The sequence below is a fragment of the Guptibacillus hwajinpoensis genome (genome assembly GCF_005144865.1).
Classification (GTDB): Bacteria; Bacillota; Bacilli; order Bacillales; family Guptibacillaceae; genus Guptibacillus; species Guptibacillus hwajinpoensis_A.
Genome location: NZ_SWFM01000003.1, coordinates 516,268 through 531,164 on the forward strand (window position 1 = coordinate 516,268; position 14,897 = coordinate 531,164).

Genomic DNA, 14,897 nt, shown 5'->3' on the forward strand with positions numbered 1-14,897 from the left:
CTTTTGCATGTATTACTTAGTATTCTCAGTGATTGATTCACGGATTGCCGCTCGGTCAAACACCATCTTTGTACCATCAGTTGTGCGGATTGTAATTGTACCTTCATCCATTGCATCAATAATGCCATGCATACCACCAATAGTAACAACTTTATTTCCTTTTTCAAGGCTTGCCTGCATTTCTCTTGTTTTCTTTTGGCGCTTCTGTTGAGGACGTATCAAAAGGAAATAGAAAATCGCAAACATAAGTAGTAGCGGAATTAAATTCATTAACGTTGAACCCATACTCTTTTCCCCCCTTTCTAAAAGTGACCCATCTATAGATTAAAAGTTTTTCGCATTCGGTTTATTGAAACCATATTGCTCAAAAAACTCTTCCTTGAAGTCAAGAAGACGGTCATCCATGATCGCCTGCCTAACTTGCTTCATCAAGTTTAACAGAAAATAGAGATTATGGTAAGTTGTCAATCTAAAACCAAATGTTTCATTGGCTTTTACGAGATGACGAATGTACGCTCTTGAATAGTTACGACAAACACGGCAATCGCAATTCTCATCAAGCGGTCCGAAATCACGAGCGTATTTCGCATTTCTAACAACAAGACGTCCATTACTTGTCATTAATGTCCCATTACGTGCAATGCGCGTTGGCAAGACACAATCGAACATGTCAACGCCACGAATGGCGCCATCGATAAGAGAGTCCGGTGAACCAACTCCCATCAAGTAACGAGGTTTATCGCTTGGAAGGTGTGGTGTTGTGAAATCTAGAACACGATTCATCACATCTTTCGGTTCACCAACTGAAAGTCCGCCGATAGCGTACCCTGGAAAATCAAGCGATACTAGATCCTGTGCACTTTGTTTTCTTAACTCTTCGTATTCTCCACCTTGAACAATTCCAAATAAGCCCTGTACATCTTTACGAGCATGAGCAGTTAGACAGCGCTCTGCCCATCGGCTTGTTCGTTCAACTGAGCTCTTCATATAATCGTATTCTGCTGGATATGGTGGGCACTCATCAAATGCCATCATAATATCAGAACCAAGCGCATTTTGAATGTCCATTGCACCTTCAGGGGATAGGAATAGCTTTTCTCCACTAAGATGATTGCGGAAATGTACACCTTTCTCCTCAATCTGTCTAAGATCGCTCAAACTAAACACCTGAAACCCACCAGAATCAGTTAATATAGGCTGGTCCCAGTTCATAAATTTATGAAGACCGCCTGCCTCTTTCACAATATCGTGTCCAGGGCGAAGCCAGAGGTGGTACGTATTACTTAGAATAACGCCCGCTCCCATTTCCTTTAACTCTTCAGGACTCATCGTCTTAACAGTCGCGAGTGTTCCTACTGGCATAAACATAGGCGTCTCAAACGTTCCATGTGGTGTGTGAAGCTTACCGAGACGCGCTCCGCTTTGCTTGCACGTTTTAATTAACTCATACCGAATTGGTTCTGTCATTCTTTCGTACTCCCTTCCAAAATCAACATCGCATCACCAAAGCTAAAGAAGCGATACTCCTCTTCTACGGCCTTACGATAAGCGGAGATAATAAACTCTCTTCCCGCGAGTGCACTTACGAGCATAATCAATGTTGACTGAGGCAGGTGGAAGTTCGTAATCAGTCCATCGATTGCTTTAAATGTATAACCTGGATAAATGAAAATATCTGTCCAACCAGATGCTTCTTCAAATCGTCCTTCATGGGACGATGCTACTGTTTCAAGGGTTCTTGTGGAGGTTGTACCAACTGATATAATCCTACCGCCTTCATCTTTTACCCGATTTAACAATTCGGCTGTCCCTTTGGTTAATTGGTAGAACTCACCGTGCATCTCGTGTTCAAGAATATTGTCTACGGAAACTGGACGAAATGTTCCTAGCCCAACGTGAAGCGTAATAAACGCGACATGCACACCTTTATTCTCAAGACGTTCAAGCATTTCTTCAGTAAAATGAAGGCCAGCTGTTGGCGCTGCAGCAGAGCCTCGATTTTTTGCGAATACAGTTTGATAACGTTCCTGATCATCAAGCGTTTCAGTTATATATGGAGGCAATGGCATTTCGCCAAGCTGATCGAGAACCTCATAGAAAACCCCATCATACTTAAATTCAAGGACTCGTCCACCGTGCTCCAACGATTCAATGCATATAGCAGTTAGTCTTCCATCACCAAATGAAATTTCAGTTCCGGGCTTTACGCGCTTTGCAGGTTTCACAAGCGTTTCCCAGCTGTCATTTTCTAATTGTTTAAGAAGGAGTACTTCTATCTTGGCTCCAGTTTCTTCTTTTGTACCATAAAGTCTTGCTGGCATTACTCTTGTATCATTTAGAACGAGGCAATCGCCAGGCTTTATGTAATCTTCCAGGTTCGAAAACTCTCGATGCTCTAGTTTTTGTTCAGCAGGATCCAATACCATTAAGCGGGATTTGGTTCGTTCCTTTAAAGGTACTTGAGCAATCAAACGTTCTGGAAGTTCAAAATCAAAATCATTTACTTTCATTTTCTTCACCACTGTCCTTCTAATAGTTCAACTTAAATGATTTTACCACAGCTACTTCTGTTATCCCACCCTAACAACAATCGTGTTCAAAACATCTCTTATCGAAACTTACCGATGATGAAGAAAATTAATGTAAGAACAATACTTACGACAATTGACGTTACGATCGGGAAAAAGAAAGTTGTGTTTCCTTTCCTAATAACAATGTCACCAGGTAATTTACCGATAAAAGACCAGAGTACTCCGATCAATAGAAAAGAAATCCCTAGGACAATAAATAGTTTAGACATAACTATTCAGGTACCTCCATATCAAAATGATGATAAACCTGATGCGTTACCATTCTACCTCGAGGTGTTCGCTGTAAGAACCCTATTTGGAGAAGGTACGGCTCGTATACATCTTCAATCGTATGGCTTTCTTCCCCAATCGTAGCTGCAATGGTATCAAGGCCAACAGGTCCACCACGAAACTTCTCAATTATAGCTAGTAAAAGCTTATGATCAATATGGTCAAGTCCAAGCGGATCGACCTGCATCATTTCAAGAGCCTGAGAAGCAAGGCTTTGAGAAATAACGCCGTCGCCTTTAACTTGAGCAAAATCTCGCACTCGTTTAAGCAATCGGTTGGCGATACGTGGGGTTCCGCGTGATCTACGTGCAAGCTCAACTGCAGCTGAATCTTCCATCTCAACTTCAAAAATGTCTGCTGTTCGCATAACGATTGTTTGAAGCTCATCTTCAAGATAATATTCAAGGCGACTTAATACGCCAAATCGATCTCTTAAAGGAGCTGTTAAAAGACCTGCTCTAGTTGTCGCCCCTACAAGGGTAAATGGCGGTAGATCCAGACGCACCGACCGTGCTGTCTCACCTTTACCAATTACAATATCTAGACAATAATCTTCCATCGCCGGATACAGCACTTCCTCAACACTTCTAGGTAAACGATGGATTTCATCAATAAATAGAACATCTCCAGGCTCAAGCGCAGTTAAAATCGCCGCAAGATCCCCTGGGCGTTCAATAGCTGGTCCTGATGTTGTTCTTAAGTTTACTTCCATCTCATTTGCAATAATGGCAGAAAGTGTTGTTTTCCCGAGACCTGGTGGTCCATAAAGAAGCACATGATCTAGCGGCTCATTTCGCATTCTTGCTGCTTCAATAAACACTTCAAGGTTACGTTTCACCTTTTCTTGTCCGATGTACTGACTTAAACGCTGAGGACGGAGGCTATATTCTACGGATGAGTCATCACCGACCTGCTCTCCTGATAGAATTCGATCTTCCACTCTACTCCCTCCCTATTGCTTCAGCATAAGCTGAAGTGCCTTTTTAATGTATTGATCTGTTGTTAAAACTTCACCATCTAGCTTTGGTTTAATTTTCTTAATCTCGCGTTCAGCATACCCGAGCGCTTTAAGTGCTTCCATCGCTTCATCAAGTTCATGAGAACCCTCTTTAGGACTTTCTTCTACAGCAAAGAGTCCTTCTGTTGGTTCGCCAAATCCTTTTAACTTTCCTTTTAAATCAAGAATGATCTGTCTTGCTGTTTTCTTACCTACTCCAGGAAACTTTGTAAGAAACTTCTCGTCTTCCATCTCAATAGCATTTACAACTTTATTAGGTTCTCCGGTAGCAAGAATAGCGACAGCCCCTTTTGGACCTATCCCTGATACATTCAACAGCTTTTCAAATAATAGTCGCTCTTCTCGAGTAGGAAACCCGTAGAGCGCAATTAAATCTTCTCTTACGTAGTGATGAGTAAAAATTTGTATCGACTGATTTCGATACTTTTGAAACTCAAAAGGATTACCACAATATATTTTATAGCCAATAGCATTCGACTCTACTACAATATACTCCGTATCAATATATTCAACCGTGCCTTTAATATATTCAATCAAAGCTCTCTCTCCCCTACATACATACGAACGTGTATTTCTATCTCTCCATTCTACCACACTATGAAAGAAAAGCGGAAGCGACCGTTTGGGTCCAAAAAACGCTGGAGCCTTTCGAAATGAACACGCTCTTTGTGTTCAGGTCGAAAGGTGAAGCGTTCGAGGATCTGGTCGTTGCAGCTGGATCAGAAAAGCGGAAGCGACCGGTTAGACCCGAAAGGCACTGGAACCATCCAAAACGAACACGCTTTTTGTGTTCGGGTTGGATGGTGAAGTGACCGTCGATGTAGTCCTTAACAACAAAAACCTGTCCTCATTGGACAGGTTTCGCTGTTTTAACCTTATAGAATGTTTGTAGCATACTTTCAAATTGATACCATGATTCCACTGGTATTCCATCCATCAACTGTTCACGTCTTGAGCTTTCGAGTTTGCCAACATCGATTTGAAAAAACGTTTGGATAACTTTTTCATCAGCTGGACTACCATCAAAAATAGAGAGAATACCATCTTCTGTTAAGCCGAAGTGGCCACTTTCTTTACTCGCAGGAGAAATATCTTCAATGTTTCGCTCAAAAATCATGCGTCCCTCTTCTTGATTAACAAGCTGCCAGTCAGCATATTCATTCCAGAAATCTTCCATTGCCCATATTGTTTCATTAACAGTCTGCTTAGTTGAAACCCCATCCGCATAATTTGTCCGAAGAATGACTTCAACCTCAAGTGGCCCGTTCACTTCATGCTGTAAAGGAGCTTTGCTGTTTTTTGGACCAGTACCATTTTCTTCATTGGCTAACACCGAAGTTCCGCCGATGGTCATGAGAAGCACTAACCAAATAATCGGATAAAGGTTTTTCATATCGCTTCAATCACCTTTCTTCCATTATAAAGAAGTTCATTTCGTTAGCGTCCCCATACTAAAGCAAACTATGCATAGAAACTAAAACAATGTTACATCTGGTTATACACGTCGTCATCAATATCTGCATTATGGAATACATCTTGGACATCATCATTATCTTCAAGCATATCCAGAAGCTTGAGCATATTGAGGCTATCTTGCTCTTCTAAATGTGTATACGTTTCTGGTATCATCGTAACTTCAGCGGAAGCAAAATGAATATCGCTTTCCTCCAATTGATCTTTTACATTTTGGAATTCTTGCGGGTCAGTATAAATCTCAAAAGATTCTTCATGCGTCTCCATCTCTTCAGCTCCCGCTTCAATTACTTGAAGCATTAGCTCTTCTTCGTTTAGGTTTATTTCTGAGCGATCAATTACGAGCGATCCCCTACGATTAAACATAAATGACACACAGCCATTTTCGCCCATGTTGCCTTTATTTTTACTAAACGCATGGCGAACATCTGCAGCCGCACGATTTTTGCTATCTGTGAGAAGATTCACCATAACAGCCGCTCCACCAGGACCATAGCCTTCATAAGTGACGTTTTCATATTGAACGCCATCAAGGTCCCCTGTCGCCTTCTTAATGGCACGTTCAATATTCTCATTTGGCATATTTGCCGACTTAGCCTTGTCCACAGCTAATCTTAGTGAAGGATTTGTTTCCGGATCGCCTCCTCCACTTTTCGCAGCAACAAAAATTTCTTTCGCTAACTTCATAAATACTTTTCCGCGCTTCGCATCCTGTGCGTTTTTCCTACGCTGAATATTTTTCCATTTTGAATGTCCTGCCATCTCAAATGTCTCCTTTCCACTTATCTCATTTTCCAACTATAGCATAGGGAATGAGAGGCAGAAAAGAGTCATGCATATGTAGAAAAGCAGGCATGCGCCTGCTTTTTGTGAGAAGCTATTTGTTGTTTTCAAATGGACGCTTCGCAGCATTGCCTACGTCATCTAGAATCGCATTAACATCAGACTGAACTTCTTTGAAAGCATCTCCATCTTCAAGACGATTGTTCACATCACCCATACGTCCAAAAACATCTTCATCAGTAGAAATGGTAATGTTTTTCTGCTTTGTCACTTTTGCAACTTCGCTACGAACGCTGTCTTTAACGTCAGCATCGTTTCGATCATTCGTATCAACAGCAATCATAATTTGGTCGCCGTAAACAATAACACGTGCATCCTCGACGTTCTTCAGCTTTTCAATACGCTTTGAAAGTCTAGTCGACAGCTCATTATCATACCCAGAATAGTTGTCATCTGTTCTCATATACCCTGGACCATTCATTCCGTTACGTCGATCCATCTGCTTTTTATCTGGAGCTTTTACCCCATTATTATAGTCACGATCAATCATATCGGTAACTGCACCTTCACGGTAGTCACCATTATTATCTTCACTCGTGTAATAGCCGATTGGACGACTGGAATCATTGTAACGCGTATCCATTGCTTCATTGTCTGCAGTACATCCGATTAGACCACCCGCAAGCATCATCGTCGAAAGCGTTAGAATTGATTTTTTCATATTTGAAAACCTCCTTTCACCATTAGAATGTCAGGAGGTCGTCTGTTTTAATCTGTTATATCTAGGTAACGCTGGTACCTATTTAAGAACTAAGTTCATAAAGGCAGTTCTATCGCCGTCTTGTTGAGCCGTTTTAATCAACAATTCTTTTCTTCCACTAGGTTCCATTAACCACTCACGATAAAAGTCAGCTGGGTAGGCAAGTAACCTACGAAGGGAGGAATTCGTTAGGCAACTATTTAAAGCAGGGATTCTATAGTTCCCCCATTCCTCAAGCGACCAGTTACAAAAAGGAAGCATCCTGTTGATCAGTTGTATATAATCGTATTCCTTAGGTGCATAAACAGCTAGATCACCATCAATTAAAAAAAGGCTATGTTGATTGAAGATAAAATTATGATGTGCAGGATCACCATGAACAATGTATCCCCTGTGAAAAGCATCCTTTTCAAGGTCATCCACATTCATTTCCGAAAGAACATCTTGACCAATTTTGATATACCGTTGAATAAGTAAATTTTGTTCTGCAGAAAATAAATCTGGTTGCACAGAGTTGGTAAAGCGAAAAAAACGGGTCGTCCATTTTTGCTTAAGTGAAATTATAGGTATGTTACGGAATTTATGCCCAGTTGCTTCCTGATGGAACTGAGCAACTTTTTCACTTGCCAGCTGACGTTCTTCTTTAATTGAATAAAGGAGACTTCTTCCTGGTATAAATTCCATACAAGCCCAGTAAACACCATTACTTTCCTTTACCCATTCACCATCGAGAAATGGGATAAACGATACGAATGAGGCTGGACAACACTTAGATAGATAGACCTGTTTGACGAGTACATCTCGATTAAGAGCACCTTTTAAAATGACTTTACACCCAATCAAGTTAGTCCCTTCGCATACTAAGGGCTTGATGACATTTATTTGATGGAAAAAAGGACGGATCCCGTTCAGGATACCGTCCAGTTCTGTTCTAACGTGATTCTGCATAGCTGCTTTCCATGCCCATGTAATCCATCATAGGCGCTTTATTTGCTCCCTGTACATAACCTGGGTTAGCGTATTGAGGCATTTGTTGATAAGGGGATACCTGGTTTCCACCACATCCGCAGTCTTGTTGATGATACGGTGAAACCATCGGTTGGTTCGGATATGGCGACATCATACCGCCTACATTTTGATTCGGACTGTTCCCATATGCACCCATTATAGCTTCTGGGTATTCCTCGTTACCCTTATGGGCATACGGTGATTGCATTCCGGCGACATTTCCTGGATAGCCTGGATTACCATGACCATTCATAGATGCACCTGCTACATTTCCCGGATAGCCCATATTCATCTGCTGAGGGTAGCCTCCCGAAGCTCCTGCAACATTCTGATTCGGATAACCATTACCATAATCCTGCACTCCAGCTACAGACCCTGGATAACCAGGCATTCCGCCATAGCCTTTATTACCAGTACTTGCTCCTGCTACATCCGAGCTCTCTTCCCCTTTTTGACCATACTGGTTCATCTCTGCCCCTGCTACAGATCCAGGGTAACCATTGTTGCCTTTGTTTCCATACCCCTGATAAGCGCCGGCTACATTCTGATTTGAAGAGCCGTTGCCATAATCCTGCGCACCTGCTACAGATCCTGGATAGCCAGGCATTCCACCATACCCCAGGTTTCCAGTACTTGCTCCTGCTACATCTGAGCTCTCTTCCCCTTTTTGACCATACTGGTTCATCCCTGCTCCTGCTACGGATCCAGGGTAACCATTATTGCCTTTGTTTCCATAACCCTGATAAGCGCCGGCTACATTCTGATTTGGATAGCCGTTACCATAATCTTGAGCACCTGCTACAGAGCCTGGGTAACCAGGCATTCCACCATACCCATAGTTTCCAGTACTTGCTCCCGCTACATCTGAGCTCTCTTCTCCTTTTTGACCATACTGGTTCATCTCTGCTCCTGCTACGGATCCAGGGTAACCATTATTTCCTTTGTTTCCATAACCTTGATGTGCTCCTGCTATATTCTGATTTGGATAGCCGTTACCATAATCCTGCGCACCCGCTACAGAGCCTGGGTAACCAGGCATTCCGCCATAGCCCTGGTTTCCAGAACTTGCTCCTGCTACGGATCCAGGGTAACCATTATTTCCTTTGTTTCCATAACCCTGATAAGCGCCGGCTACATTCTGATTTGGATAGCCGTTACCATAATCTTGTGCTCCCGCTACAGAGCCTGGGTAACCAGGCATTCCGCCATAGCCTTGGTTTCCAGAACTTGCTCCCGCTACATCTGAGCTCTCTTCCCCTTTTTGACCATACTGGTTCATCTCTGCTCCTGCTACGGATCCGGGATAACCATTATTTCCTTTGTTTCCATAACCTTGATGAGCTCCTGCTACATTCTGATTTGGATAGCCATTACCATAATCTTGTGCTCCCGCTACAGACCCTGGGTAGCCAGGGTATTGACCTTTGTTACCATAGTCCCCGTAAGCACCAGCTACGTTCTGATTATTTGGGTTACCCATATGAGCTCCCCCAACTGAATTCGGATAACCAGGGTACCCATTGTTGTTTCCTTTATTCGCATACCCTTGAACACCACCTACAGGTCCTGGATATCCTTGATTCATCGGCATAGATGGTGGAGGAGGCATTTGCATTGAAGAGGATTCAAATTCGCTTAGCACATCCTCATCATTCATTGGATAAAATAAGTTCTCTGCCTTGCCCTTTGCTTTTTCAACTGGTTTCTTTTGTGCAGGTTTTTGCGCTTCAGCTTTCTTTTCTACAGGCTTTGTTTTCTTTTCCACTGATTTCGGTTTAACTTTTTTTGGTTTTTCTTCTTTAGGCATTATGTTCATGTTTAAACCCATATTTAATTCATTATTAATAGGCATATTAATTGACGGCTTCTCTTTCGGTTTCATCATAGGCGATTCTTTTTTCTTAGGCATTTCCTTTTTCATTTCTTTGATCTGCATTTCTTTCTTTTTAACAGGCACACCGCCTGAAGGAATTTTCACTTTCATTCCTGGCATAATCATATCTGGGTTTTTAAGCTGCGTATTAACAGCTTTCAGTTGTTCAAAATCCACACCATATTTTTTAGCGATTTTCCATAAAGTATCGCCTTTTTGAACGACATGTATTTTCAAGCTAAAAAACTCCCTCCTGTACAATATCAGTACAATGAAATTCAGTACAGTGTATGCGTGACTGGGCAGATTGCTACCTTTTTTAAAGGCAAATATCATCACATTAATATGCAGGAAATTCACTACCTATGTATGCCGTCCTTGCGATAAAACAGAAAAAAGAATCAGACAGCCTGTCTGATTCTTAATTCGTTAAACTCTATGTAGCATTCGCTCCAATGCTTTAGATGCAAATAAAGATGTTTCAGGGTCAACCACTATACGATTTGTTTGTTTTCCATGAAAAACCTCTTCAAGCGCCCATAATAAGTGAGGTAGATCAATTCGATTCATTGTAAGACACGGGCACATATTAGGATTTAACGAAACGATCGTTTTATCAGGGTGCTGCTGAATAATACGGTTCACTAAATTCATTTCCGTTCCTATTGCCCATTTCGAACCACTTTCCGCTTGTTCAATGGTTTCGATAATCATTTTTGTTGATCCTGAATAATCAGAGGCTTCTACCACTTCAAAACTACATTCAGGATGTACAATGACGTTGACATCATTAAACTTATCTCGTATATCCTCAATATTTTGCAAAGTGAATTTTTCGTGTACAGAGCAATGTCCCTTCCATAGAATGACTTTTACGTCATCATAATTCCCTTCATATTCAAGGGTATCAGTAATGGGATTCCAAATCGCCATGGCTTGAAGTGGAACACCAAGTTCGTACGCCGTATTTCGCCCCAAGTGTTGATCGGGTAAAAAGAGAATACGCTCTTTATTTGTAAATGCCCATTCTACTAGCTCCATTGCATTTGAGGAGGTGACCGTAGCTCCTCCGTACTTACCTACAAATGCCTTAATCGCTGCTGTTGAATTGACATAAGTAAGGGGAAGAATCGTATCACCAAAGAAGCTAATGAGTTCATTCCATGCACGTTCTGTTTGATGAATATTTGCCATATCAGCCATTGAACAGCCTGCTCGCATATCTGGTAAAATAACGACCTGATCGTCTTCCGTCAGAATATCTGCTGTTTCAGCCATAAAATGTACACCGCAAAACACAATAACCTCTGCTTGTTTATTTAGCGCAGCTAATTGTGCGAGCTGGAGAGAATCACCGGTATCATCAGCAAATTGTACAACTTCGTCTTTTTGATAGTGATGAGCAGGAAGATACAACCTGTCTCCCATTTCGTTTTTAATTGCAGTAATTCTTTTAACCATTTCCTCTTCATTTAAATTTTTATAATGAGCAGGTAAACCATTTGTAACAGTTAAGGCATCTAAAATACTCATTCTCCTACTCCCTTCATCCGTACACTTATATCAAGACTTTTAACAGAATGGGTTAAACAACCAAGTGAAATGTAATCCACTCCTGTTTCAGCGAAAGAAGCCAAATTCTGAAGTGAAATACCTCCAGATACTTCTGTAATGATGTTGTCAGGCACTAAACTACGATAGCTAGCTGCTTCTAATGGTGTGCAATTATCAAACATGATAATATCTGCACAAGCTCTTACCGCTTCCCTTACTTCCATCTCGGAATTCGTTTCCACTTCAACTTTTGTCATATGTCCTATACGTTTTCTGACGTGTTCAACCGCTCGTTCAATACTTCCAAATTGAGCAATATGATTGTCTTTTAACATGACGCCCCCATCAAGAGTGATACGATGATTATATCCACCACCGCAACGTACAGCATACTTCTCATACATACGAAGACCAGGAGTGGTCTTCCTCGTATCACTAATTCTAGTTTGAGAGCTGTTTAGAATCTCAACAGATTGTGCAGTCATTGTTGAGATCCCACTCATTCGCTGAATCATGTTTAAAATCACTCGTTCCCCAGTCAAAATAGCGCGAACGCGACCTTTTACTTTTGAGATTACATCTCCTTGAAGAACGGCATCTCCATCCTCAACATAAACGTCTACAAGAAGATCTTTGTCGATTAGATTGAAACCTACTTCAATTACTTCTTTGCCACAGAAAACGCCATCTTCCTTCACAATGAAAACCGCTTCTCCGTAGTCTTCTGCATGAAATAATAACTCACTAGACAAATCAGCACTACCAATATCTTCAATGAGAAATTGCTCGAGATCGTTCTTGAGTTTCAACCCAATCATCCTGTGTTATCCTCCTGGTTATCCGTTTTTGCTTAAAACTTTGTTTTTGATAAGGGTAATCCTCTCGATAATGCCCCCCTCTACTTTCTGTACGCATCAATGCCGAAGTCGCCATAAGCCAGCTCGTTTGTAACATGTTATGGTGCACTATTTCTTCTTTCGTACACGCTTCTACGAACTTTCCATGCCACTCAAGCTGCCGAATAGCTGTTGTCAAACCCTCATTCGATCGACTAATGCCGACTAGACCATCCATTACTTCTCGTAAACGATTGATTAATAGCCTGTTCTCGGACACATTCAACTTCTTGTCTATTTTGAAGTACGTTTTAAACTTCGGATCACCTTGCAGAATCCAATTTGCAGACTCATTTGCAAACACAACTCCTTCTAAAAGTGAGTTACTGGCCAGTCTGTTCGCACCATGTACACCTGTATTTGCCACTTCACCAAGAGCAAACAACCCAGGAATTGATGTTCTACCATAGCGGTCTGTCGCGACGCCGCCCATTAGAAAATGCGCACCTGCTTTTACTGGAATCCTCCCAAGCGGTACCTCGTTCTGTTCACATAGCGTAGCGATTGTTGGAAATCGCTCATTGAAATGTTTGATCATTGAGATGTCGAGATAAACTTCTGATTCTTGCTTGGCAATTGTTCTCGCCACAACGTCACGTGGTGCAAGGTCTAGCTGATCGTGAATTCCTTCCATTAGACGTTTTCCGTCACGTGTTAGAAGAATGGCACCTTCTCCTCGTACTGCCTCAGAAATAAGAAAAGGTTGTGAACCCTCACCCGCAAACATTGTTGGATGGAACTGCATAAATTCAAGATCAGACAAGATAGCTCCAGCCCGGTAAGCGATCGCAATACCATCACCTGTAACGGAAATATCATTAGACGTAACGGAGTAGAGCTGACCTGCTCCACCAGTAGCTAAAATCGTATAAGTCGCTGAAATCGTAACCGTCTCACCTATATCATTCATAACGAGTGCGCCATAACATTCCTCTTCCATTATGAGTAAATCAATCGCTAGATGATTCTCTAGTATCGTACAGCGCTCTTTCACACGACTAATTAAGGTGTTAACTAACTCCTTACCAGTCGCGTCACCACCTGAATGAAGAATGCGCGATACACTATGAGCTCCTTCCATGCCTCTTTCATATTGACCATTAGGATTTGCATCGAATTGAACGCCCATCTGGGTTAGCTGTTGTATTTGTTTCGGTCCCTGTCGAACGAGCAGTTCAGTTAGTTCCTCATTATTATGAAAAACCCCTGCGCGAATGGTATCGAAGAAATGATTTGTCCAGCTATCATCCGCTGTTGTAACAGCTGCGATTCCACCTTGAGCTAAGAGCGAATTGCTTTGACCAAGTTCAGACTTTGTGATAATAGTCACATTCTTTTCCGTCGAAAGAAGATCTGCAGCCATCAGCCCTGCTAAACCACTTCCAATCACAAGTACTTCAGTATCCACGAAATCCCTTCTCTCACTTCACGATATTAAAATAACTAGTCTTAACTTAACATGTGTCTTGACACCTATATTTACATATATTTAAATAAATAACAAGACTGAAAATTAATGAGGAGATCAAAATGATTTATTTAGACTATGCGGCTTCTACCCCTATGTCAGATCGAGCGATTTTGACTTATACAAAAGCAGCTAAAGAATACTTCGGCAACACACAAAGTTCACATGATTCAGGTACCAACGCCTCTCAGCTCCTTGAATTAGCACGCACTACTATTTCAACACATTTAAATGGAGATCCATCAGGTGTATACTTCACTTCTGGTGGTACGGAGGCAAATATTCTAACACTTACAAGCCTCATCAAACGTTATCCAAGAGGACATCTCATTACTACACAAGGAGAGCACTCATCTGTTCTTCACACTTTTGCAAAACTAGAAGAAGAAGGGTATCGAGTAAGCTACCTTACATACAATCATGAAGGCAAAATTGAAGTTGAGCAGTTGTTAGAAGTCATCTCAGAAGATACCATTCTCGTTTCTATTGCAAGCGGAAACAGTGAAACCGGAACAACTCAGCCTATTGAAGAGATTGGGAGAGAACTTTACAGACGCAACATCCTTTTTCATACTGATGCCGTTCAAACTTTTGGGAAAATGCCTATAGATGTGCAAAAATTGAACATATCTGCACTATCTATTTCCTCTCACAAGCTTCATGGGCCAAAAGGAGTCGGTGCCTGTTACATCAATCCCTCCGTTCCATGGAATCCCTTAATCCCTGGAACTGTCCACGAGAAAGGATTTAGACCTGGAACAGTTAACGTCCCAGGCATTTGCTCTTTCACCGCAGCTGTAGAAGAAACATTCGAACGAATGGAACCTGAACAAAAAAGGCTACAAAACTTACGATCCTACCTCCTCAATAGAATCGTTCATCCGAATATTGTAATCGAAGGCCAGGAGCAGCCGGGATTAGCCAATATTATCGGTCTTCGTATTAAAGGACTCGAAGGACAATATGCTATGCTTGAATTCAATCGAAAGGGTATTGCGGTATCTACTGGCTCTGCCTGCTCAGTTGGGCAACAAAAACCATCGAAGACGCTTCTCTCTATGGGACGCAATGAGGATGAAGCACGTGAGCTGATTAGAATTAGTTTTGGAAGAGAAACGACTGAGGAGGATCTTAAAAAAACTGCGGACGTTTTTCAAGAAATCCTTACACGCTGTTCCGCAACAAAGATATAATAGGAATACA

General features: G+C 41.7%; 15 protein-coding genes. 1 reads left to right on the plus strand and 14 read right to left on the minus strand.

All coding sequences use genetic code 11. The features are described 5' to 3' along the window. Positions 1–12 precede the first annotated feature (12 nt). From yajC to nadB, 14 genes are all read right to left on the minus strand, one after another. Positions 13–285 (minus strand): preprotein translocase subunit YajC, encoded by a 273-nt coding sequence (gene yajC, locus FBF83_RS13565; protein WP_048312648.1) that lies wholly within the window; start codon positions 283–285, stop codon positions 13–15. Between the two features lie 39 nt (positions 286–324). After that, complete coding sequence (gene tgt / locus FBF83_RS13570) at positions 325–1,467, minus strand: tRNA guanosine(34) transglycosylase Tgt (protein ID WP_136947673.1); 1,143 nt, start codon at positions 1,465–1,467, stop codon at positions 325–327. Continuing rightward, positions 1,464–2,510, minus strand: a complete 1,047-nt coding sequence (gene queA / locus FBF83_RS13575) for a tRNA preQ1(34) S-adenosylmethionine ribosyltransferase-isomerase QueA (RefSeq protein ID WP_136947816.1) — start codon at positions 2,508–2,510, stop codon at positions 1,464–1,466. The genes tgt and queA overlap by 4 nt, the downstream gene beginning before the upstream one ends. A 98-nt stretch (positions 2,511–2,608) precedes the next feature. Then, on the minus strand, positions 2,609–2,800 hold the full coding sequence (locus FBF83_RS13580; protein WP_136947674.1) for a DUF2905 domain-containing protein: 192 nt from the start codon (positions 2,798–2,800) through the stop codon (positions 2,609–2,611). A 2-nt stretch (positions 2,801–2,802) separates the two neighbouring features. Next, positions 2,803–3,801 (minus strand): Holliday junction branch migration DNA helicase RuvB, encoded by a 999-nt coding sequence (ruvB, locus tag FBF83_RS13585; protein ID WP_136947675.1) that lies wholly within the window; start codon positions 3,799–3,801, stop codon positions 2,803–2,805. A 12-nt stretch (positions 3,802–3,813) separates the two neighbouring features. Next, a complete protein-coding gene (ruvA, locus tag FBF83_RS13590; protein ID WP_136947676.1) occupies positions 3,814–4,416 on the minus strand; it encodes a Holliday junction branch migration protein RuvA in 603 nt (200 codons plus the stop codon). Positions 4,417–4,726: 310 nt separating this feature from the next. Beyond that, on the minus strand, positions 4,727–5,272 hold the full coding sequence (locus FBF83_RS13595; RefSeq protein WP_240688097.1) for a BofC C-terminal domain-containing protein: 546 nt from the start codon (positions 5,270–5,272) through the stop codon (positions 4,727–4,729). A gap of 92 nt (positions 5,273–5,364) precedes the next feature. Continuing rightward, positions 5,365–6,114 (minus strand): YebC/PmpR family DNA-binding transcriptional regulator, encoded by a 750-nt coding sequence (locus FBF83_RS13600; RefSeq protein WP_136947677.1) that lies wholly within the window; start codon positions 6,112–6,114, stop codon positions 5,365–5,367. Positions 6,115–6,229: 115 nt separating this feature from the next. After that, positions 6,230–6,856 (minus strand): YhcN/YlaJ family sporulation lipoprotein, encoded by a 627-nt coding sequence (locus FBF83_RS13605; protein WP_136947678.1) that lies wholly within the window; start codon positions 6,854–6,856, stop codon positions 6,230–6,232. Positions 6,857–6,934: 78 nt separating this feature from the next. Beyond that, positions 6,935–7,738 carry a phosphotransferase gene (locus FBF83_RS13610; protein ID WP_169525460.1) on the minus strand — a complete coding sequence of 268 codons (804 nt, stop codon included), beginning with the start codon at positions 7,736–7,738 and terminating at the stop codon, positions 6,935–6,937. Between the two features lie 88 nt (positions 7,739–7,826). Then, entirely contained in the window at positions 7,827–10,013 is a 2,187-nt protein-coding gene (safA, locus tag FBF83_RS13615; protein ID WP_136947680.1) for a SafA/ExsA family spore coat assembly protein, read from the minus strand. A gap of 192 nt (positions 10,014–10,205) precedes the next feature. After that, a complete protein-coding gene (gene nadA, locus FBF83_RS13620; RefSeq protein WP_136947681.1) occupies positions 10,206–11,309 on the minus strand; it encodes a quinolinate synthase NadA in 1,104 nt (367 codons plus the stop codon). Continuing rightward, on the minus strand, positions 11,306–12,148 hold the full coding sequence (nadC, locus tag FBF83_RS13625) for a carboxylating nicotinate-nucleotide diphosphorylase (protein WP_136947682.1): 843 nt from the start codon (positions 12,146–12,148) through the stop codon (positions 11,306–11,308). The genes nadA and nadC overlap by 4 nt, the downstream gene beginning before the upstream one ends. Beyond that, positions 12,102–13,634, minus strand: a complete 1,533-nt coding sequence (gene nadB, locus FBF83_RS13630) for an L-aspartate oxidase (protein WP_240688098.1) — start codon at positions 13,632–13,634, stop codon at positions 12,102–12,104. Before nadB ends, nadC begins: the two co-directional genes overlap by 47 nt. Before the next feature lie 122 nt (positions 13,635–13,756). Between nadB and FBF83_RS13635 the strand changes: the two genes are divergently transcribed. Further along, a complete protein-coding gene (locus tag FBF83_RS13635) occupies positions 13,757–14,887 on the plus strand; it encodes an IscS subfamily cysteine desulfurase (protein ID WP_136947683.1) in 1,131 nt (376 codons plus the stop codon). Positions 14,888–14,897 lie beyond the last annotated feature (10 nt).